Origin of the sequence: Amycolatopsis sp. NBC_01488 (genome assembly GCF_036227105.1) — a bacterium.
Classification (GTDB): domain Bacteria; phylum Actinomycetota; class Actinomycetes; order Mycobacteriales; family Pseudonocardiaceae; genus Amycolatopsis.
Genome location: NZ_CP109434.1, coordinates 3566325 through 3590876 on the forward strand (window position 1 = coordinate 3566325; position 24552 = coordinate 3590876).

A 24552-nucleotide genomic window follows, 5' to 3' on the forward strand; every position below is an offset into this window, starting at 1 on the left:
ATCCCCTTGTCCGACAACGAACTCCTCCTCGAAGTCGAGGATCTGCACGTCGAGTTCCGCACCTCCGACGGCGTGGCGAACGTGCTCAACGGCGTCGGCTACTCGGTGCACGCCGGGGAGACGCTGGCGGTGCTGGGCGAGTCCGGCTCCGGCAAGAGCGTCACCGCGCAGACCGTGATGGGCATCCTCGACATGCCGCCCGGCGTGATCACCGCCGGCGCGGTGCGCTGGCGCGGCGAGGACCTGCTGACCGCGTCCGACGACCGCCGCCGCGAGGTTCGCGGCAGCGAGATCGCGATGATCTTCCAGGACGCGCTTTCGGCGTTGAACCCCGTCTTCACCGTCGGCTTCCAGATCGAAGAACAGCTGCGCGTCCGGCTCGGGATGTCCAAAAAGGACGCAAAGAAGCGCGCCATCGAGCTGCTCGACATCGTCCGCATCCCGGCCGCGGACCGGCGGATCAAGGACTACCCGCACCAGTTCTCCGGCGGGATGCGCCAGCGCGCGATGATCGCGATGTCCCTGGCCCTCGACCCGGACCTGCTGATCGCCGACGAGCCGACCACCGCCCTCGACGTCACCGTGCAGGCCCAGATCATGGACCTGCTGGCCGAGATCCAGGCCGAACGCAAGATGGGCCTGGTGCTGATCACCCACGACCTCGGGGTGGTCGCCGAGGTAGCCGACCGGATCGCGGTGATGTACGCGGGCCGGATCGTCGAGCAGGCCGACGTCGTCGAGCTGTTCCGCGCGCCGGCCCACCCCTACACCGCCGCGCTGATGGACTCCCTGCCCCGGCTCGACCTCAAGGGACAGACGCTGGAAACCATCAAGGGCCTGCCGCCGAGCCTGCTCGACATCCCGCCGGGCTGCCCGTTCCACCCGCGGTGCAAGCGCGCCGAAGCTCGGTGTTCCGAGGAAGTCCCGCCGCCACACGGGATCGGCTTCGGCCGGACCAGCGCGTGCCACTTCGCCGAAGAGGTGGTGAACTCCCGTGCCTGAGCCGATCCTTTCGGTCGCCGACCTGACCAAGTACTTCCCGGTGCGCACCGGCGTCCTGTTCAAGCGCACGATCGGCCAGGTCAAGGCCGTCGACGGCGTCTCGTTCGACCTGCTGCCGGGCGAGACGCTCGGCGTCGTCGGCGAGTCCGGCTGCGGCAAGTCCACTTTGGCCCAGGTCCTGATGCGCCTCGAAGAGCCGACCGGCGGCACCGCGAAGTTCGAGGGCCGCGACATCTTTTCGATGCGCGGCAGCGAACTGCGGAAGCTGCGGCGCGAGATCCAGATCGTGCTGCAGGACCCGTACACGTCCTTGAACCCGCGGATGACCGTCGGCGACATCGTCGGCGAGCCGTTCGAGATCCACTCCGAGGTTGCGCCGAAGGGCTCGCGGGCCAAGAAGGTGCAGGAGCTGCTGGACGTCGTCGGGCTCAACCCGGAGCACCTCAACCGCTACCCGCACCAGTTCTCCGGCGGGCAGCGCCAGCGCATCGGCATCGCGCGGGCGCTCGCGTTGCGCCCCAAGGTGATCATCTGCGACGAGCCGGTGTCCGCGTTGGACGTCTCGATCCAGGCGCAGGTGATGAACCTGCTGGGCGACCTGCAGGGCGAGTTCGGGCTGTCGTACGTGTTCATCGCGCACGACCTTTCGGTGGTGCGGCACCTGTCCAACCGGGTCGCGGTGATGTACCTCGGCAAGATCGTCGAAATCGGGACGGACGAAGAGATCTACGAGCGACCGTCCCACCCGTACACCCAGGCGCTGCTGTCGGCGGTACCCGTGGCGGATCCGTCGGTCCGCGGGCAGCGGCAGGTGATCCGGCTGACCGGCGACGTCCCGAGCCCGCTGGATCCCCCGTCCGGGTGCCGGTTCCGCACGCGCTGCTGGAAAGCGCAGGACCGCTGCGCCACCGAAGTGCCGGAGCTGATCCCCAGGACGGACGGCCACTTGTCAGCATGTCACTTCGCCGAGCAGAAGTCGGTTGTTCCATAACGTACGTTTGGCCGTTGTTTGCGCTATGTCCGGTCTATACGGTGCAGGAACCGCTTTCCCGAGGAGGAGAATCGTGAAGAGACCCAGGCTTCTCGCCGCGGCCATGGCCGTCCCGCTGTTCGGGGCGATCTCGGCCGTCGCGGTCCCGGTCGCGTCGGCGCAGCCCGCGCTGTCCGGCCCGGCGACCGAGTTCACCGTGCTCGCCAAGGACGTCCAGAGCATCGGCACCGCCCAGCAGGCCATCCGGGCCGCGGGCGGCACCGTGCTGGAGACCAACACCGCCGTCGGGCTGATCAAGGCCAGCGCCCCGGCCACCGGGTTCGCCGAGCGCGTCAACGCGAACCGGGCCGTGTTCGGCGCCGCGAAGGAGCGCGTGATCGGCACGGCGCCGAAGGACGGCTCTCCGAAGACCAAGCCGGACGCCGTCGAGAAGGAGGGCGCCGGGGCCGCCGCCGCGCCGAAGGCCGCCGCGAAGAAGGCACAGCCGATCAAGACCGACCCGCTCGACAGCCAGCTCTGGGGCCAGCAGGCCGTGCGCGCCGACCTCGCGCACACGGTGCAGCGCGGCGACAAGCGCGTCAAGGTCGGCATCATCGACACCGGCGTCGACGGCTCGCACCCCGACATCGCGCCGAACTTCGACCTCGCCGACTCGCGCAACTTCACCAAGGACATCCCGACCGACGTCAACGGCACCGTCGTCGACGGACCGTGCGAGTTCCGCGGCTGCGTCGACCCCGCCGACCACGACGACAACGGCCACGGCACCCACGTCGCGGGCACCATCGGTGCCGCGCTGAACGGCTTCGGCGTCTCCGGCGTCGCGCCGAACGTGACGCTGGTGAACGTCCGCGCCGGCCAGGACTCCGGGTTCTTCTTCCTGCAGCCGACCATCGACGCACTGACCTACGCCGGCGACGCGGGCATCGACGTGGTCAACATGTCGTTCTACACCGACCCGTGGCTGTACAACTGCACGGCGAACCCGGCCGACTCCGCCGCGGAGCAGGCCGAGCAGCGCACGATCATCGAGGCGACGTCCCGTGCGCTGAACTACGCGTACCGCAAGGGCGTCACCTCGGTCGTCGCGCTGGGCAACCAGCACACCGACCTCGGGGCGCCGCAGCCGGACACGACCAGCCCGGACTACCCGAGCACCAGCACGCACCCGCGCACGATCGACAACGCGACCTGCCTGAACCTGCCGGTCGAGGGCCCGCACACGATCGGTGTCAGTGCGTTCGGGCCGTCGCAGGCGAAGGCGGACTACTCGAACTACGGCACCGAGCAGATCTCGGTGTCGGCGCCGGGTGGCTTCTTCCGCGACGGCTTCGGCACGCCGTGGTACCGCACGCTGCAGAACGAGATCCTCTCGACGTACCCGAAGAACGTGGGGGTGGCGGCCGGCAACATCGACGCCGACGGCAACATCACCCCCGCGGGTACGACCGCGGGTATCCAGAAGGCGACGGCGGCCGACGGCCGGGTCGGCTACTACCAGTGGCTGCAGGGCACGTCGATGGCGACGCCGCACGCGACCGGCGTCGCGGCGCTGATCGTTTCGCAGTACGGCAAGCCGTCGCACGGCGGTTTCGGCCTCTCGCCGGACGCGGTCCAGCGCGTGCTCGAGGGCTCGGCGTCGAAGATCGCCTGCCCGGTGCCGAGGACGGTGGACTACCTGAAGGAAGGCCGCGACGCGACGTTCACGGCGACGTGCGTGGGCGACCCGTCGTTCAACGGCTTCTACGGTCACGGCGCGGTCGACGCGTACTCCGCGGTGACCCACGGATCGCAGTACCTGAAGTAGGTTCCGGGAAACGGCCCACCTCCGGCTTCGGCCGGAGGTGGGCTTTTCCGCGTGACGGGGACGTGGGCATGGACGCGATCCGGCAGCCGGTGCTCGCCGTGCCGAACAAGTCGCTGCCTACCTCGCCGCGCGCGGCCGGGCCGCCCGCGACTACCGGGCTCTTCCGCCCGGCTTCCACGGCCGGTGAACCATCGTTTCCCAGCAACCTTTCGCCCGCTCCGCGCGTGTATCGGGAGGACAAAGGGGAGATCTCATGCCGAGCACGGAACCGGTCGACGCGGAGTTCACGGCCGCGGCCACCTGGCTGGCCAAACACGGTTTCCGGGTGGCCGAGCCGACGCCGTTGCTCGCCCTGCGGCTGGGCGTCCGCGGCGGCGCGCGCCCGCCCGGCTACTGGAACGTGCTTCCCGGGCTGCTCGTCGCCGTCTTTGTCGGCCTGTTCGCCGTGCAGTTCCTGCCGTTGCTGCTCGGCGTGGACCGGTACCTGGCCGAGGGCCGGATCTCCATGGTCCTCTTCACCGTGATCTTCGTGGGCAACTGGCTGCCGGTCCGCCGGGCCGACCGGCGCGCGGCGGTGTGGCTCGGCGACCGGCGGCCGGACCGGCCGCGGCCGCCGTGGCGCGAAGTGCTGGGCGGCTGGTACCTGGCGTCGGCGGCGATCACCTTCGGCGGCGGCGTGGTGCTCGCCGCCGTGATGGCCGTGACGACCTCGCGCTGGGCCTGGCCGCTGTCCTGGCTCGGCCAGCTCGTCGTCGGTGCGGCGGTGGTCGCGTTCATCTGGCCGGCGTGGTCAGGCGGCCGGTCATCGCCGAAGACGAAAGCTCGCTCGCGGTCGACACCGCCACCCGGCTCGCCGACACCGGTCTCGCGTCCCCGGCGCTGTTCGCGCTGCCGGTGCTCGTCGACCTGGTGACGTCGAACCGCCAGCCGCCCGGGTTCGCGCCGTGGCTGCTCGCCTACGTCGTGCTCGCGGCCGGAACGGAGGCCGTCGCCCGGCTCACCCGCCACCGGGCGCTGCGGGCCGGGAACCACGGCACGCCGCCGGCGGGCCTGCCCGGACGTACGCGCTGAGCGAGGCCCGGCCGGCGTCCTCACCGAGCCTGCACTCGACGAGGACGCCGCCGGGCTCAGCGGTTCGACGCCTTCTTGACGAACTTCGCGAGGTCCTTCGCCTGCTGCACCCGCGTGGGCTCGTGGACGTACATCATGTGCCCGGCCGGGTAGTACGCCGTGTCGATGTTCTCCCGCAGCTCCTCCGGGATCTGCAGGTGGGCGAGCACGTGCTCGGCCGCGAAGTACGCCGTCGCGCCGTCGTAGTGGCCGAACGCCACGTGGACCTGCAGGTGCGGGTTCGCGCGCATCGCCGCGCTCACCGAGTCGACCACTGACACCGAGCGGCCCTCGAAGTCCGAGTACGACCACGCCTTGAACGTGTCCTCGTGGATGAGCTCGTACGGCAGGTCGTTCTCGTACCCGAGCTCGGCCCGCACGTAGTGGTTGAACGCCGCCGCGTACGCGCCGATCACGCGGGAGATCGACGGGTCGTCGCTCATGTGCTCGCGGCCGCCGTCCGGCTCCCACGTCGTGAACCGGCCGTCCATCCGGCCGACCGTCAGGCCGCGGTCGCGCAGCAGCTCGGTGAAGAACCGCACGTGCTCGATCCGCAGGTTCACCCGGTCCACATAGGACTCGGTGAGCCCGGTCAGCGACGCCAGCGTGGCCACCGCCTCGGCCCGGTCCTGAGTGGACAGCCGCGCGCCGCGCGAAAGCACGTACGGCAGCTCCTTCGCCGCGAAGTCCTCGGCGTCGGCGAGGACGTCGTCGAGCGGGCGCTCGCCGTGCAGGCCGTGGTAGTGCGCGATCGCCGCGTACGTCGGCACGTACAGCGAGTACGGCAGGTCGTTGCCCTCGGTGAACCGCAGCGTGCCGAGGTCGAGCACCGAGGAGATCAGCAGCAGGCCGTTGAGGTACAGCCCGTGCCGCTCCTGCAGGTGCGCGGCCAGCCCGGCGGCGCGCAGCGTGCCGTACGACTCGCCGGCCAGGAACTTCGGCGACAGCCAGCGCTGGTGGCGCGACACCCACAGCCGGATGACCTCGCCGACCGACTCGATGTCGCCCTTGAAGCCGTGGAAGTCCTTGGTTTCGCCGCCTTCGGACGCGCGCGAGTAGCCCGTCGACACCGGGTCGATGAACACCAGGTCGCTGTGCGCCAGCAGCGTCTCGGGGTTGTCCGCCAGCCCGTACGGCGGCGGCACGAGGTCGTCGACGTCGCCGGAGAGCACGCGGCGCGGGCCGAGCAGGCCCATGTGCAGCCAGATGCTCGACGAGCCGGGACCGCCGTTGAAGGCGAACGTCACCGGCCGCGTGCCGGGCTCGGCGTCGTCGAGGGTGTAGGAGGTGAGGAACACCTCGGCCTTCGCCTTGAAGCCCTCGGACTTGCCGTCCTTGACGACCTCCTTGCGGAGCACGATCCGGCCCGCCTTCGCCGTGTACGCGAGCTTCTTGCGCTTCACGGTGAGCGTGTGCTGGGTCGTGACGATGTCGTCGGTCGGCTCGGCCGGGATCTCCGTCGCCTCCGATGAAGATCCAGTCTTCTTCTCGGGAGCCTCTTCGGGGGTCGTGTCCGCCATGGACCCAACCTAGTCGGCGGCGGCGGGCCCCTGTGGCAGGGTGAGCCGGTGCACAACGGGGAGAGGTCCCTGGCCGAGCTGGACAAGGCTGTCACGTCATGCCGCGCCTGCCCGCGCCTGGTGACCTGGCGCGAAGGCGTCGCGGGCACGAAGGCGGCGTTCCGCGGCGAGGCGTACTGGGCGCGCCCGGTGCCGGGCTTCGGGCCGCCGGACGCGTCGATCGCGGTGGTCGGGCTGGCGCCCTCGGCGCACGGCGCGAACCGCACCGGCCGGATGTTCACCGGCGACCCGTCGGGTGACTTCCTCTTCCGGGTGCTGCACGAGGTCGGGCTCGCGTCGCAGCCGACGTCGGAACGGCTGGGCGACGGTTTGGAGCTGTACCGCACCCGGCTCGTCTCGCCGGTGCGCTGCGCGCCGCCGGAGAACAAGCCGACGCCGGCCGAGCGCGACACCTGCCGTCCGTGGCTGGCCGAAGAGCTCACACTGTTGCGTCCGACACTGCGGGCGATCGTCGTGCTCGGCGCGTTCGGCTGGCAGGCGTTACTGCCCGTGCTCGCCGCGGCCGGCTGGCCGGTGCCGCGGCCGCGTCCGGCCTTCGCCCACGGAGCCGTCCTGGAGCTGGACGACCTGCGCGTTTTCGGCTGTTATCACGTGTCGCCGCGCAATGTCCAGACGCGGCTCGTGACGCACGCCATGGTGGCCGATGTGTTCCGTGCCGCGACCTCGGTGACGGCCTCGGACTGAATCGTTACGGAAGGTGCAGCGACGCTGGTCACAGCCAGATGGGGTCCCCGAGCAAAGCCTCTGTGAAGGTGCGACTATGGATTCATGGCTGCTGCGAAGTCGAAGTCGGAACCGACTCGGATCCTCGTCCTCGGTGGTGGGTACGTCGGGCTCTACACGGCGTACGGCCTCCAGAAGATGCTCCGGGCCAACGAGGCCTCCGTGACCGTCGTTGACCCGCAGCCCCACATGACCTACGCGCCGTTCCTCCCGGAGGCCGCGGCCGGCGCGATCGAGCCCCGGCACGTGGTCGTGCCGCTGCGGCGGGTGCTCAAGCGCTGTCACGTGCTGACCGCGCGCGTCACCAAGATCGAGAACGAGAAGAAGTCCGTCACGGTCGAAGCGGCCGACGGCCACATCGAGCAGCTGGGCTACGACGTCCTGGTCGTCGCGCTCGGCGCCGTCGCCCGGATCCTGCCGATCCCGGGCCTGGTCGAGCAGGGCATCGCCTTCAAGACCATCGGCGAGGCCATCTACCTGCGCAACCACATCATGACCAAGCTCGACGAGGCGGCCAGCACGCTCGACCCCGAGCTGCGCAAGCGCCTGCTGACGTTCACGGTGGTCGGCGGCGGGTTCGCCGGCATCGAGGCGCTGGCCGAGCTCGAGGACATGACCCGGTTCGCGGTGGAGAACTACTACCCGAACATCCAGCCCGCCGACGTCCGCTGGGTGCTCGTCGAGGCCGCCGGGCGGATCCTGCCCGAGGTCCGCGAGACCCTCGGCGTGTACACGGTCGAGCAGCTGGAGAAGCGCGGTATCGAGGTCTACCTGTCGACCGCGGCGAAGTCGTTCGAGAACGGCCACGTCGTGCTTTCGGACGGCACGGAGTTCGACACCGACACGCTGATCTGGACCGCCGGCGTGAAGGCCAACCCGGTGCTGGCCAACTCGGACCTGCCGCTCGACAAGCGCGGCCGCCTCGAGGCGACGGCCGCCATGCAGGTCGTCGGTCACCCGGACGTGTGGACCGCGGGCGACAACGCGGCGATCCCGGACCTCTCGCGCACCGAAGAGGACCCGACGGCGACGTGCCCGCCGAACGCGCAGCACGCGGTCCGCCAGGCGACGCTGCTGGCGAAGAACATCATCAAGGTGATCCGCGGCGGCAAGCCGAAGGACTACTACCACAAGAACCTCGGCGCGGTGGCCAGCCTCGGTCTGCACAAGGGCGTCGCGGACGCGCTGAACCTGAAGATCAAGGGCTTCCCGGCGTGGCTCTTCCACCGCGCGTACCACCTCAAGGCGATGCCGACGTGGAACCGCAAGATCCGCATCCTGTTCGACTGGATCCTCGGTGGGCTGTTCCGGCGTGAGGTGGTTTCGCTCGGGCAGATCAACAACCCGAAGGACGAGTTCGCGCGCGTCTCGAAGTCCTGACGTTTTCTTCCTGAAGGCCCCCGGCCGCTTCGGCGGACGGGGGCCTTTCGGTGTTTTCGCCGTTTTGGCAGGAAAAATCCGGCTGTGTGCCGGTGAGCGACATGGTCTGGACAACTGGGCCGGTGAGCGGGTAAACCCTTTCTTCACAACGCGGAATAAGTCCGCGCCGGCTCCCTCCCCACGGTCCCCCTGGAGCTCGCATGCGTTTTTCCCGTACCAGAACGGCACTTCTCGCGGCGCTGCCCGCGGTGCTGAGTGCCGCCGTCCTCGCCACCACGCCGTCCGTCGCCGCCGCGGCCGGGGCGGCCTTCCCCGCCCACTACGCGGCGCCCTACCTGCAGATCAGTGATGCCGACGCGGGCCAGATGGCCGCCGACCAGAGCGCCACCGGCACGAAGTTCTACACGCTGGCGTTCCTCACCCCGCAGTCCGGCTGCACGCCGGTCTGGGAGGCGAACGGCACCGGCGTCGGCTCGTTCAAGTCGCAGATCAGCGCGTTGCAGGCGGCGGGCGGCAACGTCATCCCGTCGTTCGGCGGCGCGCAAGGCGGCGAGCTGGCCCAGACCTGCACGAACACGTCGAGCCTGACGGCGGCGTACGCCAACGTCGTCAACACCTACGGCACGCCCCGCCTGGACTTCGACATCGAAGGCGGCGTCCTCGGCGACACGGCGTCGAACCAGCGTCGCAACTCCGCGCTGGCCGCGCTGCAGCAGCAGAACCCGGCGGTCCAGGTCGACTACACCCTCGCGGTCGACCCGACGGGCATCCCGTCGAACGAGCAGGACCTCCTGCGCGACGCGAAGAACAAGGGCGTCAAGGTCAGCGTCGTCAACCTGATGGTGATGGACTTCTACGACGGCCAGCCGGTCCTGAGCGATGCCCTCTCGGCGGCGCGCGCTTCGGCGTCGCAGCTGGCGAGCCTGTACGGCATCTCGACGTCGGCTGCGTACGCGATGATGGGCCTGACCCCGATCGCCGGCCGCAACGACGACGGCGCGCAGTTCAGCCAGTCGGACGCCCAGCAGCTGGAGACGTTCGCGGCCCAGAACGGCGTCGCGGAGCTGTCGTTCTGGGAACTCCAGGACTACGACCGCGCGACGGGCTACGCGTACTCGCGCATCTTCAACGCGATCACGGGCGGCACGACCACCCCGCCCCCGCCCCCGGGCGGCGGCACGATCACCGGCTACGGCGGCAAGTGCGTCGACGTGGCGGGCGCGAACTCCGCGAACGGCACGACGGTCGACCTGTACACGTGCAACGGGACGAACGCCCAGCAGTGGACGTCGACGTCGGGCACCCTCCGGGCGCTGGGCAAGTGCCTGGACGTCAACGCGGCGGGCACGGCGAACGGCACGAAGGTCCAGCTGTACGACTGCAACGGAACGGGCGCCCAGCAGTGGACGGCCTCGGGCAGCCAGCTGGTGAACCCGGCCTCGGGCAAGTGCCTGGACGCGACCGGCCCCAGCTCGGCGGACGGAACCCCGCTGCAGATCTGGACGTGCACCGGCGCGGCGAACCAGTCGTGGACCCTGCACTGAGTCCACAGTAGACACGAGGCCGGGCCGCGGGAGCGGCCCGGCCTCGCGTCGGTTCCGGGTGGTGGCGCCGGTGGTGTGGGCGCCTTACCAGCCAGGTGGGCGAGGGGAGGGGCGCGCCCGCCGCCGAGCGGCCGTGGCGTTCCACCCCCTGGTCGTCGGCCTGGTGGCGGCAATCTGGAAACTGGCGGCGTAGTCCTGCGACCTCGGACACAGGCCGGTCGCCTAGAGTGGGCGGTGCCCCCGTAGCCCAATCGGCAGAGGCAGTCGACTTAAAATCGATTCAGTGCGGGTTCGAGTCCCGTCGGGGGCACTTACCCAATCCGCACGTTCGTCGTAGGTCCTGGCCAGCCGGTCGGCGGCCCTCAGGCGATCTTCGTCAGCTTGATCTACCTTCGACCACCCAGCTGGTCGAATCTCCGGTCTTCACATCGTTGCTCGTGATCGCAGTTCGACGCCGAGGGGCGTGGCGGTGTGGAGGACGGTGTTGCGATGACGGTGGGTAGTGATGAGCCCGGCTTGGCGCAGCACGGTCGCGTGCTCGCTGGCGCGGCCCGGCGAGATGCCGAGCCTTCGGGCGAGTTCGGTGGTGGTGCGCGGCGGGTTGGTGGTGATGGTGTCCAGGATCGCCGCGCGGGTGCGTCCGATGAGCGCCGACAGCGATGGGGGCGCCCCGGTGCCGGCGGAGTTGGCGGCGACCAGCGGCAGCGGTATCCGGGCGGGGTAGACCAGCAGGAAAGGCTGGTCGGGCAGGGACCGGGAGATCAGCGGATGACCGCTCCATACGGTGGAGGGCAGCAGAGTGATCCCCCGCCCCCGCAAGTGGATGTCCCGGTCGTAGGGAAAGTCGGCGTGCAGGACGTTGCCAGCCCAGCGCGCGCCGGGGACCACGGTGGCCAACGCCGGGCCGATCCCTTCGGCGAGTAGCACGCGGTTGCGATGATCGAGGTCGTGGCGTGCGCCGGTGACGACTTGCTGCCACGCCTCGCCGAGCACGGTGTCGTGTGCGGCGAGGAGCGCCCGGCGCAGGATCTGACGGGCTTCCCGGTCACCGCCGGCCAGCAGACGTCCCCACGGGGTGATCGGGTGCTGGGTCGCGTCGTTGTCCGCGATCGACGGTCGCAGCGCGGCGGGCGGCGCGGTGATCACCGCGTCGACGGCCTCGTCGAACTCCGGGCTGAGCGAATCGAGGTACTCCGGGCTGGAATTGGCGAACACGATGTCCAGCAATGGGCGGGCGTCGCGGGGGAATGCGAGGCGGGTGGTGTGCCGCCACTGGTCGAAAATGCCGTAGTCGCGGCGGCGCAGCGTCATCAGCGCCACGACCAGCTCCACCATGGGCGCGGGGTGGGGCAGGAACCGGCATCGCAGCAGGTCACCGACCGTGAACCAGATCCTCAGCACACTCAGCGCCTCCCCCGTTGAGCGCAGTTCTGTGCGGCACGTGGCCTGTCCGATCCCACCCGGACACTCCCAACCTACACCGGCCGGTCCTCTTTCCGGAGAGCCGGAAAGAGGATGCGATCCCCCAGGCGTGGCTGCAGGCTGGGCGCCATGAGCAGACGGTTCCTCGCCGGTGTCCTGGTCGCCCTGACCGCAACCGTCATGATCACGTCAGCCGCTTCGGCAACGGCTCCCGCGTTCCGGTTGCGCGACGGTGTGAGCCAGCCGATCTACTCCTACGCCGGTGCGATCCGCGAGACGGCGTGGGTCGAGACCGGCCAGGACCTCGACCGCGACGGGAAGACCGACCGCGTCGCCGCTGACATCATCCGCCCGGCCGAGCCCACCGCAGTCGGGCGCCGCGTGCCGGTGATCATGGACGTCAGCCCGTATTACCTCTGTTGCGGCCGCGGCAACGAGCAGCAGACGAAGGCCTACGCGCCCGACGGCACACCGATCTCGTTCCCGCTGTTCTACGACAACTACTTCGTGCCGCGCGGCTACGCCGTCGTGCTCGTCGACGTCGGCGGCACCGGCCGTTCCTCCGGCTGCTTCGACGACGTCGCCTCCGGCATCGCCGTCGTGAACTGGCTCAACGGCCACGCGAACGGCTTCAGCGCCCCGGACGGCGGCACGCGGATGACCGCGGACTGGACCACCGGCTCGGTCGGCGCCATCGGCAAGTCCCAGGACGGCGCCACCGCGGTCGGGATGGCGGTCTCCGGCGTCGACGGACTCAAAACCGTCGTGCCGATCGAGGCGGATTCGAACAACTACGCGCAGCTGATCGCCAACGGCGCGCCGTTCGACCCCAGCGGCGGCGGCTCCGGTTTCACCTACAACGACCGGGCGAAGACCCTCTGCAAGCCGTTCGACGACGACATCGCGCGGCAAGCCGGGACGAACGGCGACTACAACACCTTCTGGCAGTCGCTCAATCGCGCGGACCGCGCCGGAAACGTCCGCGCGAGCGTGTTCTCGGTCCAGGGCCTGCAGGACCAGATCGTGCCCGCGGACCAGTTCGCGATCTGGTGGGACGCGCTGGGGCGCGCCGGCGTGCCCCGCAGGGCGTGGCTCGACCAGGCCGGCCACGTCGACCCGTTCGATCTGCAGCGGCCGCAGTGGGTGGCGACGCTGCACCGCTGGTTCGACCACTGGCTGCTCGGCGTCGGCAACGGCATCGAGGACGAACCCGCCGTGCACCTGGAAACCACCCCGGACCACTGGGCCGACCTGCCGCAGTGGCCGTTGCCCGGCCGTGCACGCACGCTCCGGCCGGCCGCCGGCCCGCTGGCCAACCTCGGCTCGCTGAGCGGACGTCCGGGCACGGGCACCGCTGTCGTGGTCGACGACCCGACGCAGTTCCGGGAGGATTGGGTCGGCAATCCCGGCGGCCCTTCGCGGAGCCGGGCGAGCTACACGACCGATCCGCTGACGCGGCCGCAGCACCTGTCCGGGCGGCCGTCGGTGTCCTTGACCGTCAGTGCCGACAAGCCCCAGGCGCGCCTGGGCGTCGCGCTCGTCGACTGGGGACCCGCGATCACGCGCACCACCGCGGCCTTCCGGCCCGGCGTCAAGAACCTGACCACGCGCTCGTGCTGGGGCGAAAGCTCCGCCGCCGACAGCGCGTGCTACCTGGACACCGCCGCCGACCTGGTCTCGGTGGACCACAAGATCCTCGCGGTCGGCTGGGGCGACCTCGGGCACGCCGGTTCGCTGGAGCACGGCGTGCCGCTGGTGCCGGGGCAGCCCTACCGGATGTCGTTCGCGCTCAACGCCCTCGACCACGTCGTCCCGGCCGGGCACCGGCTCGGGCTGGTGCTCGCCGGCACCGACGGTGGCAGGAACTGCGACACCGGCGGGCCGTGCCAGTTCTTCGACCCGGCGCCACTGGGCGACACGCTGACCTACGACCTGCCGGGAACGTCGATCACGCTGCCGATCGCCGCTTCTTCTTGACTCGGCCACCGGCGGCCGGCGTGGCCGGTGCCCGCCGGCCGGGGCGAGTGCGGAGGTCCGATGTTCCGCCTTTTCGGGCAGGAGAGTTTGGCTCGCCGGGGTCAGACTTTCCTGAGTCGATGCCGTCTGGCCGGCGTTTCCCGCACCGAAGTCCGACTCAGCACGAAGAGAGAGTCCACAGTGGACAACGTATCGCGCACGACGGTTGTTTCGCACTACTCGCCGCATTTCGACCTGCCGAACGCGCAGCTGGCAGTCGGGCTCGACGGGAACGTGTACCTGGCTTCGCACATGCCCGGAACCGGGCACGCGCTGCGGCTGAAGCCGGACGGGACGCTGCTCGGCGCCGGGCCGGTCGGTCCCGGAACGACGGCCATCGCGGTCAACGCGGGGGGCGTCATCGCCACCACGCAGTCGTTCCTGCTGCGGCGGGCGGACGTGCAGGGCCCGGACTTCGGGCTGCTCGCCCGGCTCGAGCTGTTCGCCGCCGGCGACAGCCTCCGGACGCCGTGCACCGTCGAGGCCGGCAACCTCAGCGGCGCCTTCTACGCGCTCGACCAGCGCGTACCGGCGGTGGTCCGGTTCGACGACGCGGGGCAGGTCGAGCGGATCCCGCTGACCGGGCTGACTCCGCCGCCCTTGACCAGCGACAATTCCGACGTGGTCGCGCTGCGGGTGTCCGAAAGCGCCGGCCGGTTCTGCCTGGCGTGGCCCGATGGCACCCTGCGAGTCACCGACCTGACCGGGAACCCGTTGTGGCAGGCCACGCTCACTCCCGACGGGCAGCGGCGCACCGCGTTCGACATGGCCGCCGACGGCACCGTCTACGTCTTCGCGGCCGGTCAGACCGGGACGGCCACGAAGATCACCGTCCTGAACCCCGACGGGACCACCGGCACGGACATCCCGGTGCCGTCCAGCCCGTTCAGCATGGAGTCGCTGCGGATTCTCGACGCCAAGACCTTCCTGTTCAAGCGCGTCGATCCTCTGACGCTGTTCGAGACCTACCCGCGGACCGGCGGCACGGCGACCGGCATCGCCGCGGACGTCTCACAGGTGTCGCTGACCTTCCCGGCCGGGCCGTGGCAGCCGGGCGCCCAGCTCGACCTGACGGTCGCGGTCACCGGCGCGACCGGACGGCCCGCGCCACGGCTGCGCTGCTGGCTGCGGCCGGTCGGCGTGCCGGAGTTCGCCGAGCTGCCCGCGACACCGGGCGCAGGCGACGCGCTGGGCATCCAGGTGCCGGCGGACGCCCGGGGCTACTACCAGCTGCGAGTCTCTCCCGATGTCGCCGGGCGCTACTCCGAGTACGCCGTGGACGGGCTGGTCGAGATCCGGCCGCAGAACCTCGGCTCGCTCGCGATCTTCACGCCGCTCAACCGCTTCTCGTACGGCCAGGGCGAGCCGGTCGCCGTCACGGTCGTCCCCGGCACGGCTCCCGCACCGCCGGCGAGCGTCCACCTCGAGGTGCGCAAGGACGGCGTGCTCGTGACCGCGCAGGACGTGCCGCTGGCGATGAACGCGACCGCCCAGCGCGTCCAGGGCCAGGCCACCTTCGACAGCACGCCGTGGCAGCCCGGACGCTACGTCCTCGACGCGACCGTCCCCGGGTTCGCGGTCGCGCCGCAGTACCTGGAGATCGGCTCGGCCCAGCGGCCCGGGTACGCGCTGATCCGGCACGGCGACTACGAGGACAGCTTCCCCCACGATCCGCTGCTGGGCCCGCCCTACTCGCCGAATCTGCGCAACGGCCCGGACATCGCGGCCGCGCACGTGGACCGGATGCGCCGGATCGGGTTCACCCGCTTCGTCGACCGGCTGGGTGGCTTCACGCCGACCGCGGACCAGACCGTGCCGGTCGCCTCCGCGCTGCTGGACTTCGGCGTGCAGGCGGGTCAGGATCCGGCCGCCTTCAGCGCGGACAAGCTGGAGCTCGAAGACTTCCGGTACCGGTCCATCGCCGGCTACGGCGCCTACGGGCTGGAAGAGCAGCCGATCCTGCTCACCATGGACGCGCTCGTCCCGCTCGGCCAGAACGACAGCAGCGACCACCGCACGCCGGACCAGGCCAACCGCGCGATCACCCTGCTCTCGACCTGGTTGAAGGACTATCGCGGCTTCCGCGGCTGGACGTGGGCGGCGAACTGGTGGGTGGCCAAGCAGGGCACTCAGGCCGCGCTGCCGTCCGAGGCGGCCGCCTACGCCGCGGCACTGAAGTCCGTCCGGGACACCGGGACGTGGGCCGCCGGTGGGGTGCTGGAAACCGTGTCCGACCGCGTCTTCGCGCTCAAGCCGGACGTCGCCGCGCAGTTCCGGCAGACGCTGGCCGCCGTCGACAAGACCCGCGTCACCGCCATGCCCGCGCCGGCTCGCGCGCTGCAGACCTCGCCGCCGCGGCTGTTCGCGAACGTCGACGAGGTGGACCTGCACCTGCAGTGGGAGCAGCTCGCGCCGCCGATGACCGCGGCGTTCCAGGTGGACTACTACCGCCGCCCGGGCAAGCCGGTGTGGGGACACCCCGAGGGGATCGCCAACGACGACGGCACCGGCGGCGTGATCCTCCCGCTGCTGCTGCAACTGGCGATGCGCGGGGCCGACGGCGTCGGCATCAGCGCGTTCGAGGACCTGCACCAGTGGGGTGAACCCCAGGAGCCCCGGTCCGGCGGCGACGGGCCGGATCCCGCCGATCCGCGCTCGGGCGGCGCGGGCAAGATTTCGGTGCTGCGCGCGGTCTTCGCGCTGCTGAACCGGTTCGGGCCGCTCACCGCGGCGGCGCGGAACGCGAACCGGGTGGCGATCGTGGTGTCCACCCGGATGTTGCGCATCGAGGCCGGCAGCGGCCTCGTCAACGGCGACGCCGACTTCTACGGCTACTACACCGGCACGATCGGCAGCCGGTACTTCGACGCGCTGCTCGAGGCCTACAACGCCTGCCTGATGGCGCACCGGCCCGCGTCGTTCGTGTTCACCGAAGAGGTGGGCGCCGACGTGCTGCGCCAGTACGACGCGGTGCTGCTGGCGCGGCAGCAGGTGATGCCGGAGGACGAACTGGTGCACGCTCTGCACGACAGCACCGTGCAGGTGTATTTCGACGATGCCTGTCATCCGGCCGTGATCGAGAGGCTCTCGCCGGCGGGCGCGCCGCTTAGTGCGTACCCGCTCGGCTTCGCCTTCGACCGGATCGCCCGGGAGGCGCACGACCTCGGGCTCGGCGTGACCAATTCCGAAGCCGCCTACCTGCGCCACCGCGACTACTACCTGCAGTCCGCCCAGGGCGTGCGCGCGGCGCTGGCCGACGTCCGCCCGGTCGCCGAGTGCGACAACCCGGAGGTCCTGCTCAGCGAGTGGACCGACGGCGACGTCCGCTACCTGTGGGTGGTCAACAACACCCTGTTCGACTGGGAGCCGGGCGTCATGTGGCGGGTGAGCACGGTACCCGCCCACCGGATGCCGCTGCTGGCGAACCTGCGTGTCGACGTGCCGCCGGAGTACCGGATCGTGGACCTGCTGACCGGCGAGACGGTCGGTGACGCCGACGGTGCCTTCAGCGCCGACCTGCGCACCGTCCCGGGCCGGATGTACGCCGTGGCGCCGCCCGCGTTCACCAGCCCGGTCGAGCCCGCGCCGGACCTGTTCGGGCCGCACGTGCGTGACCTCGCCGTCGCCGCGGACGGCTCGACCGCGGCGCTGACCTGTTTCAACTGGGACCACAACGTCTACGGCCTCGATCTGGAGACCGGTGCGACGTCGTGGCGGCGGAAACTCGGGCACTTCTTCGCGTTCGCGCCGTCGGCGCACGACGGCGGGTTCGCCGCGATGGGCTACGACCTTGACACCGCCGAGGGTTACCACCTCTACTCACTCGGCCTCGACGGCGTCGCGCAGCGCCGGTTCGCGCTGTTCGGCCTGCCGAAGAAGGCGACCGACCGGGCGTTCGCGGAGTGGCAGTACGACGCCGGGCTGGCCGCCTTCGCCACCGCACCGGACGGCAGCTGGATCGCGACCTCCGGCGATCTCGGCCTGGCCGTGTGGAACCGCGCGGACGGCTCCGAGCGGTGGGTACGGGAGTGGTGGCAGACCGAACGCACGCCGAAGCGGCTGCTGGCGGTGGACGACGACACGCTCGTCACGCTGGCGGACAACACCGTCACCGCGCTGGCCGCCAAGGACGGGAGTCCCCTGTGGACGGTGCAGGCGCCGGTGCCCGGCACGTTCACCGGTGGCACGGTCAGCGCCGACGGGCGCACGGTCGTGGCCTGGACGAACGGCGAAGGCGGCCGCGTCCTCGTGCTCCGGGACGGCAAGCTCGTCAGCGCGATTCCCACGTCGGCGAGCGAGGTTTCGGTGTCCGGCGACGGCTCGTTGCTGGTACTGGCCCGCGCCCGCCAGCTCGCCGCCTACGACGCCGCGGGCCGCCTGCTGTGGACCTACACCGGCGACGACTTCCTGCGCCGGCCCCGGATTTCACCCGACGGGCAGCGGATCGCGGTCGGCAGCGAACTGGGCAGCCTGGTCGTGCTGAGCACCACCGGCCAGATACTGGCCGAGACCGACCTGCGGGCACTGCCGGTACCGGCCTGGCTGCCCGGCGGCGACCTGCTCGCCGCCACCTGGATGGGCACCGTCATCCGCTTCGACACCCAACTGCGACCGAAATGGCGGACACTGCTGGCACCGGTGGAGAACGATGCGCGGGCCGCGTTGCGGCGCACCGACCGCACGCCGACGGTCCGACGCAGCGGCTGGGGCACCACCGCCCGGCCGCACCTGCCGCTGACACCCAACCTGCTCGCGGACACCAAAGCCCTGCTCGCACCGCACACGGTGTACGGCCACGCGCTCACCGACTACGTGCAGCCGGTGTGGAACCTCGACCCGGACCACCCGCCGATCGACTCGATCGAGTGGCTGAGCAACGACTGGTACGACGGCCGCTACGCGCCGCCCGGCCGGCCGTGGCTGCGCACCGACGACGTCAACGCGATCGGCTCCCACACCGCCGATCGGATGGTGATCGAGATCGACACCTACCGCACCCTGCTGGAGGTCACCGGCATCACGGTCGTCGAGGATCCGGACCATCCCGAGAGCTGGCTGCGCGACGTGCTCCTGCAGTGGTTCGACATCCGCGCGGGCGTCTGGCGCGACGGCCCGATGCTGCTGGCCGACATCCACCCGGACCCCACGACCACGCCGCCGGTCGTGCACAGCCACACCTTCGACCCGATCCGCGCCGCGAGGTTCCGGCTCGCGAGCACCGGCGGGATCTGGCCCAGCGGCAACCTGCGGCTGAGCGAGCTCGTGTTCCACGGGAAGACGGCCGGCGGTTCGCACCGCGACGTCGTTCTCGGGAATCCGGTGGCGGTGCTGTTCGACGAGCAGCCGCTCCCCGCGGAGTTCACCGGCGGCCTCACGCTGCGGCCCGACGGCGGAGTCGGCGGCGGGCAGTGTTTGGAGCTGCCCGCACCGGGGGAGGCCGCACCCACCATCTGGCACCGCCAGTTCTGGGACAACCTGCGTGACTGGAACTTCACGATCAGCGAGAACCCGGGGCGCGGCGAGTACCGCTACCTCCGCTTCTACTGGAAGCAGCACCCCGTCGCGCCTGGCGTGAAGACCGGGGTGTCGCTGCGGATCGGCCCCGGCACCTCGAACCCGTCCCTGGTCGTGACCGCGGGCACTGACCCGTGGCCGGACTGGTACCGGACCGCGGGAACTCCGGCGCTGGAGCCGCTGCCGGGGACGGACTGGACGCCGGTCCTGGTCGACCTGTGGACGCAGATCGGGGACGAGGTGCCGCTGTCCACGATCCGCTTCGGCGCAGTGGGCGGCGGCATGCTGGTGGACCGGATCCTGCTCGGCCGCACGCTCGACGACCTGAAGGCCTACGAAGCAGCCTCACATCCATGACATCTCCCTGAGGTGCCCGTGCCGGAGGTCGCCGCGGACCGCGGTGACCTCCGGTCTGCTGCCCGGAAGCGGCTCGGTTCCGAGGAAACACGAGGGTGTTAGCTGGTGACCATGGCTGGTGAGCTATGGACGTCGATCGCTTCGATGATCGGGGTGGTCGTCGGCGGTGGGTTGACCTTTGCGACGCAGCGAACGACCCAGCGGGCGGTCGAACGCGTCGAGGAACGGAAGCAGCGTGCGGCGCTGCAGGAAGCCCGGCGGACCGAGCAGATCCGCGCGTTGCTGGAGTTCATCAGGTTCGCACATGAAGCCGAGGGGGTCGCTCACGCCCGTCCGCCCAGCTGGGACGTCGGCGACGACTGGTATCGAACGGCGAGACCGGCGATGGACGGGCTCCGTGTGGCCGAGAAGAGCGTCGAACTGCTCTGTACTGCCTCGCTGCGGGCACCGACGGCACGCTATGGGCGCGCGCTGAATCAGGCCGTCTGGCAGGAACGCGCCGACATGCCGATCGGCGAACAACTCGAGCCGTTCAGATCGGCCTTTCTCTCCGCCGCGCGCCTGAGCCTGGGAACCACAGGGCCAGGCGAGTCGGCGAATTGAGTCGCCGACTCGCCTGGCCGGCCGTCGGCGACATCGGCGAGTGCCAGACGGTTGAGGACAGACGCGCTGCGCGGAGAACGTTCTTCCATGATGGTCTGCCTGGGATCCCGTCGGGGCACCACGCAGACCATCACCCGCGCCAAGCCGTCACTTGACCGATTCATCCTCTACGTCGGAATCGGCTCCGGCCTGCGCATCCCGCCCGGTTTCGACCACGTTCGAAAAGGTTGCCCCGCCCCTCGGCGGCTCTGAGAATTCAGCGCGCCGGATGCTCGGCGATCGTTGTTTCCTGATCCGGTGAGGCGAGCGCCGCCGGGCGAGTTTGGGGGGATCCGGGTGCCCAGTTCCGTGCGTGGTTTCAAGCTGAGATCGACGCTCATCACCGCTCTCCTCGCCTCCGCGATGGTGGTCGGGGTGCTGGACGCGCCCGCCGTCGCGGTGGCCGCGCCTGCGCCCGCCGCCACTGTGCCGGATGCCGCTCCGGATGAAGCCACCGCGGTGAAGTTCGCGCAGCAGGGGCACAAGACCGTCAAGGTCGACGAGGCCACCAGCGAGGCCGCCGAGACGGTGGCCAACCCGAACGGCACCCTCACCCGGACGCAGCACACCAAGCCCGTGCGCGTCCACGGGCCCGGGGGCGCGTGGGTCCCGCCGGATCCGGCGCTGGTGGCGCGGGGGAACGTTCTCGCGCCGAAAGCCGCCGCGAGCGGGATCACCCTGTCGAACGGCGGTGACCAGCCGCTGCTGAAGCTCGCCGCGAACGGGGTCACCACCGGACTGACCTGGCCGGGCTCGCTGCCCAAGCCCGTCGTCACCGGCAGCACCGCGACCTACCCCGAGGTGCGGCCCGGCATCGACCTCGAGGTGGAGGTCGACGCCGAGATCGCGCACGAGGTTCTCGTCGTCAAGACGCCCGAAGCGGCCCGGGACGCGGCCGCGTTCAAGCTCGGCGTTCCGGTCACCGGCGGCAAGCTGAGCATGGACGCCGACGGGACCCTGCACGTGCGGGACGCCAAGGGCGCCGACGTCTACACCGCACCGCCCGCGACCATGTGGGACTCCTCCGGCTACACGCCCGGCGACCGCGACTTCGTCATAGGCGCCGACCCGGGCGGCCGGACGGCGAAGGTCGGGGAGCGGCTCGACGGCACCACCCTCACGCTCACGCCCGACGCCGCGCTGCTGCACGACAAGAAGGCCACCTTCCCGCTGTACATCGACCCGCAGTGGACCCCGCCGAACTGCGTCTGCACGCGGGACCACTACCTCGTGCAGTACGCGTGCGGCCCGGGCAAGACGCCGGGTGACACGAAGTGGGACAGCGACGACTTCCTGCGCACCGGGTTCATCGTCGACAACACCTCCTCCTGCTCCGGGCACCAGGTGACGGCCCGTTCGTACGTGCAGCTGAGCATGGCCGGGCTGGCCGGGAAGCAGATCTACGGTGCCGAGGTGGACCTCGGCGTGGTCAGCGCGATCAGCTGCGGCACCAAGGACGTCCTCCTCATGTCCGGCGCCATCAACGGGCCGACGTCGTTCGGCAACGGGCCGCCGTCGATCTCCAACATCGCCGAGATCAACCAGTGCGGTGCCGTGGGCTACAACATCACCGGCGTGATCAACGACCTGGCGCACAACGGCTTCCACCCGACGTTCACCTTCGGCCTGCTCTCGCCCAACGAGAACGACCAGAACACGTGGAAGCGCTTCTCGCGGGACGTCGGTTTCAGCGTCACCTACAACTCCCTGCCGAACACACCGCAGAACCTCCAGCTGTGGAACGGCACCCACGCCTACCCGTGCGCGCAGGGGCCGAACCGGCCGGCCGTCGGGCCGTCCAGCACCGGCTACACCATGCGGGCCAACGTGTCCGACCCTGACGGAGGCCAGCTGTACGCGGGGTTCCGGATCTACGACAGCCCGGGCACGCCGCCGGTCGTCTGGGACGGCAACGAGACCGGCGTCGACAACGTGCTCAGCGACGGCGATCCCAGTCACCTCAACGCGGTGGTCACCGTGCCGCCGAACGAGATGAACCAGGACGGCCACGTCTACTCCTACGACGTCCACGCCTTCGACGGCAAGGAAACGACGTGGGTGCCGCCGTGCGAGATCGAGCTCGACCTGACCGCGCCGAACCCGCCGGCCGTGGCGTCGCAGGCCTACCCGCCGGGCCCGGCGTTCGGCGGCGGCCCCGGCCGCTCCGGCGACTTCACGTTCACCGCCGCCCCGGCCACCACCAAGGTGGACCACTACGTGTGGCGGCTGGACAACACCGCGCTGCCGTCGTGTGACGGCGTCGAGCCGGGCACGGTGAAGCCGGCGGCGGTGGACGGTCCCGCGACCACCGCGATCGCGCCCGCCACCAAGGGCCCGCACGTGCTGAGCACGTGGAGCTGCAACCGGGCGGGCACGCCGTCCGCGCGGGCCGACTACCAGTTCAACGTGAAGGACGCGTCGCCACCGGCCGCCGCCTGGCAGCTCGAGGGCGACGGCGTCTCGCAGAACCCGGGCCTGCGCTACGTGGGCGAGGGGTCCGGCAACTACACCGAGGGCAAGCTCGGCCAGGCCGTGACGCTGACCGGCCAGACCGGCGACCTCTTCGCCACCGAGGGCCGCGTCTTCGACACCGGCGCGTCCTACACCGTCTCCGGGTGGGCCAATCTGTCCACATTGGACGGGACAAGTGTCATCGCTTCCCAGGAGGGCAGTCAGAACAGCGCGTTCGGCCTGCTCGCCGAGGGCGGCCACTGGAAGTTCGCGCTGACCGGCGGGGACGGCGCGAACCCGGCGATCGCCGCGGCGGTGTCCACGAGCGCGGCGGCCACCGGCACCTGGACCCACCTGACCGGCGTCTACGACGGCACCGCGAAGACCGCGACGCTGTACGTCAACGGCAAGGCGGAGGCGACCGTCCCGGCGACCGGCTGGAGCAGCATCGGCCAGTTCGTCCTCGGCGGCGCGAAGAACGCGGGCCAGCGGATCTCGCTGTTCCGCGGCGCGATCGACGAGGTGGCGGTCTACGACCACCACGCGCTCACCGCGGCCGAAGTGTCCACTTTGTACGCGAACCAGGGCGTCCCGTCCGGCGCGACCCGCGAGTACAAGCTGGACGGCGACCCCACTGACGCGACCGGCAACGACAGCAAGCTGCTGCTCCCGCAGACGGGCGTGTCCTTCGGTCCCGGGTACAGCGACTCGGCCGGCCAGTCGGCCACCGACTCCTCCACCGGCCACGGTGAAGGCCACGGCCTGGTGTTCACCGGTTCCGGCATGGCCGAGACGACGAACCCGGTCATCGACACCACGCAGAGCTTCACCGTGTCGGCGTGGGCGAAGCTCTCCGACAAGAAGGCCTACTACGCGGTTGCCGGGCAGTCCGGGATCAACGAGACGGCGTTCCAGCTGCGGTACTCGCCGGACGTCGACCGCTGGATCATGGGCCTGTCCGCCGCCGACCACGGCGACGACGGCTACACCTGGGCCATCGGGAAGACCGTGCCGACGGCCGGGATCTGGACGCACCTCACCGGGGTCTACGACCGGGCGTCGGGACAGATCTCGCTGTACGTCAACGGTGTCCTCGACGGTCAGGTGGCCGTCACGGCGGACAAGACGTGGAACGCGCCGGGCGGATTCAGCGTCGGCGGGGTCCGGGCGCACGTGCCCAACGCGCCCGAGAACGCGTACTTCTTCAACGGCAGCATCGACCAGGTCCAGGTGTGGTCGCGGGCGCTGCCGGCGACCGAGGTGAACGGGCTGGCCAACACCGCGGTGCTGCGGGCGAACTACCAGCTCGCCGGGGACACCAAGGACGGCGTCACCGGCGCCACGGCGACTCCGTCCGGCGGCGTGAGCACGGCCAACGGCGTCGCCCGGTTCGACCACTCCTCGACCGGTCAGATCGAAGGGCCGCGGCCGCAGGACTTCCGCGGCGACCGCAGCTTCAGCGTGGAAGCGTGGGTCAAGCACACGTGGACGGCCGACGACGTCGCGGCGGTCAAGGCGGCCGACCCCAAGAACACCACCGGCGCCGACCCCTACGCCCGTGCGGCGGTTGGCCTGAACGGCCCGCAGTTCTCGCCGTTCCTGCTCGGGTACCGGGGCGAGGCCGACAGCCAGGGTGACTGGCACGGGCAGTGGAGCTGGCTGCTGACCAACTCGTCGAGCAACTCCACCCAGCAGGCGGCCTGGACCGCGTTGACCCCGGGCACGGCCGACGACAACACGTGGACCCACCTGACCGGCACCTACGACGCGACCACCGGGCAGACCTGCCTGTACGCGACCACCGACACGCGCCAGCTGCAGCCCCAGTGCCTCTCCGGGGCCGTCGGCTGGAACGGCGCCGACGCCCTGGCCGACCTGTTCATCGGCCGCGGCGTCTGGACCGGCGTCCGCAGCGACCCGTGGTACGGCGACCTGCGCGGCGTCCGCGTCTACAGCGGCGTGCTGGACAAGCAGCAGATCAACGTCGACGCGATCCTCGACCACCCCTGAGCA

The 24552-nt window shown here is 70.7% G+C and carries 14 protein-coding genes and 1 tRNA gene; 13 read left to right on the forward strand and 2 right to left on the reverse strand.

Going from position 1 to position 24552, the window contains the following annotated elements; translation table 11 throughout:
- The first annotated feature begins 6 nt into the window (after positions 1-6).
- The 5 genes from OG738_RS17400 (at position 7) to OG738_RS17420 (ending at position 4871) form a co-directional block, all read left to right on the forward strand.
- Positions 7-1002, forward strand: coding sequence for an ABC transporter ATP-binding protein (locus OG738_RS17400; RefSeq protein ID WP_329055176.1), 996 nt, complete (start codon positions 7-9; stop codon positions 1000-1002).
- On the forward strand, positions 995-1993 hold the full coding sequence (locus OG738_RS17405; protein ID WP_329055178.1) for an ABC transporter ATP-binding protein: 999 nt from the start codon (positions 995-997) through the stop codon (positions 1991-1993). The genes OG738_RS17400 and OG738_RS17405 overlap by 8 nt, the downstream gene beginning before the upstream one ends.
- Positions 1994-2096: 103 nt before the next feature.
- Complete coding sequence (locus OG738_RS17410) at positions 2097-3800, forward strand: S8 family serine peptidase (protein ID WP_329056738.1); 1704 nt, start codon at positions 2097-2099, stop codon at positions 3798-3800.
- Positions 3801-4053: 253 nt separating this feature from the next.
- Positions 4054-4713, forward strand: coding sequence for a hypothetical protein (locus tag OG738_RS17415; protein ID WP_329055180.1), 660 nt, complete (start codon positions 4054-4056; stop codon positions 4711-4713).
- The gene (locus OG738_RS17420) at positions 4695-4871 is read left to right on the forward strand and encodes a hypothetical protein (protein WP_329055181.1); all 177 of its coding nucleotides are present in this window, start codon (positions 4695-4697) and stop codon (positions 4869-4871) included. Before OG738_RS17415 ends, OG738_RS17420 begins: the two co-directional genes overlap by 19 nt.
- A gap of 56 nt (positions 4872-4927) precedes the next feature.
- On the opposite strand, the gene OG738_RS17425 is transcribed toward OG738_RS17420, so the two are convergent.
- The gene (locus tag OG738_RS17425) at positions 4928-6430 is read right to left on the reverse strand and encodes a S10 family peptidase (RefSeq protein WP_329055183.1); all 1503 of its coding nucleotides are present in this window, start codon (positions 6428-6430) and stop codon (positions 4928-4930) included.
- A 48-nt stretch (positions 6431-6478) separates the two neighbouring features.
- Here OG738_RS17425 and OG738_RS17430 point away from each other — a divergent pair, with 48 nt between their 5' ends.
- From OG738_RS17430 to OG738_RS17445, 4 genes are all read left to right on the forward strand, one after another.
- The gene (locus tag OG738_RS17430) at positions 6479-7174 is read left to right on the forward strand and encodes a uracil-DNA glycosylase (RefSeq protein WP_329055185.1); all 696 of its coding nucleotides are present in this window, start codon (positions 6479-6481) and stop codon (positions 7172-7174) included.
- An 84-nt stretch (positions 7175-7258) separates the two neighbouring features.
- Positions 7259-8593, forward strand: a complete 1335-nt coding sequence (locus OG738_RS17435; protein WP_329055187.1) for an NAD(P)/FAD-dependent oxidoreductase — start codon at positions 7259-7261, stop codon at positions 8591-8593.
- Positions 8594-8793: 200 nt separating this feature from the next.
- Positions 8794-10137, forward strand: a complete 1344-nt coding sequence (locus OG738_RS17440; RefSeq protein WP_329055189.1) for a ricin-type beta-trefoil lectin domain protein — start codon at positions 8794-8796, stop codon at positions 10135-10137.
- A gap of 236 nt (positions 10138-10373) precedes the next feature.
- A tRNA-Leu gene (locus OG738_RS17445) sits at positions 10374-10447 on the forward strand.
- A gap of 113 nt (positions 10448-10560) precedes the next feature.
- Here OG738_RS17445 and OG738_RS17450 read toward each other — a convergent pair.
- A complete protein-coding gene (locus OG738_RS17450) occupies positions 10561-11472 on the reverse strand; it encodes a helix-turn-helix domain-containing protein (protein ID WP_329055190.1) in 912 nt (303 codons plus the stop codon).
- A 216-nt stretch (positions 11473-11688) separates the two neighbouring features.
- Here OG738_RS17450 and OG738_RS17455 point away from each other — a divergent pair, with 216 nt between their 5' ends.
- From OG738_RS17455 to OG738_RS17470, 4 genes are all read left to right on the forward strand, one after another.
- Positions 11689-13536 carry a CocE/NonD family hydrolase gene (locus tag OG738_RS17455; protein ID WP_329055192.1) on the forward strand — a complete coding sequence of 616 codons (1848 nt, stop codon included), beginning with the start codon at positions 11689-11691 and terminating at the stop codon, positions 13534-13536.
- A 180-nt stretch (positions 13537-13716) separates the two neighbouring features.
- The gene (locus OG738_RS17460; RefSeq protein WP_329055193.1) at positions 13717-19446 is read left to right on the forward strand and encodes a WD40 repeat domain-containing protein; all 5730 of its coding nucleotides are present in this window, start codon (positions 13717-13719) and stop codon (positions 19444-19446) included.
- Positions 19447-19551: 105 nt separating this feature from the next.
- Positions 19552-20049 (forward strand): hypothetical protein, encoded by a 498-nt coding sequence (locus tag OG738_RS17465; protein ID WP_329055195.1) that lies wholly within the window; start codon positions 19552-19554, stop codon positions 20047-20049.
- A gap of 336 nt (positions 20050-20385) precedes the next feature.
- Positions 20386-24549, forward strand: a complete 4164-nt coding sequence (locus OG738_RS17470) for a LamG domain-containing protein (RefSeq protein ID WP_329055197.1) — start codon at positions 20386-20388, stop codon at positions 24547-24549.
- Positions 24550-24552: the final 3 nt, after the last annotated feature.

What these genes read in the sequence shown, in the direction of transcription:
- OG738_RS17435 (WP_329055187.1), top strand. Translation starts at nt 7,259, where the DNA reads ATGGCTGCTGCGAAGTCGAAGTCGGAACCGACTCGGATCCTCGTCCTC.
- OG738_RS17425 (WP_329055183.1), bottom strand. Translation starts at nt 6,430, where the DNA reads ATGGCGGACACGACCCCCGAAGAGGCTCCCGAGAAGAAGACTGGATCT.
- OG738_RS17440 (WP_329055189.1), top strand. Translation starts at nt 8,794, where the DNA reads ATGCGTTTTTCCCGTACCAGAACGGCACTTCTCGCGGCGCTGCCCGCG.
- OG738_RS17415 (WP_329055180.1), top strand. Translation starts at nt 4,054, where the DNA reads ATGCCGAGCACGGAACCGGTCGACGCGGAGTTCACGGCCGCGGCCACC.
- OG738_RS17450 (WP_329055190.1), bottom strand. Translation starts at nt 11,472, where the DNA reads ATGGTGGAGCTGGTCGTGGCGCTGATGACGCTGCGCCGCCGCGACTAC.
- OG738_RS17455 (WP_329055192.1), top strand. Translation starts at nt 11,689, where the DNA reads ATGAGCAGACGGTTCCTCGCCGGTGTCCTGGTCGCCCTGACCGCAACC.
- OG738_RS17410 (WP_329056738.1), top strand. Translation starts at nt 2,097, where the DNA reads ATGGCCGTCCCGCTGTTCGGGGCGATCTCGGCCGTCGCGGTCCCGGTC.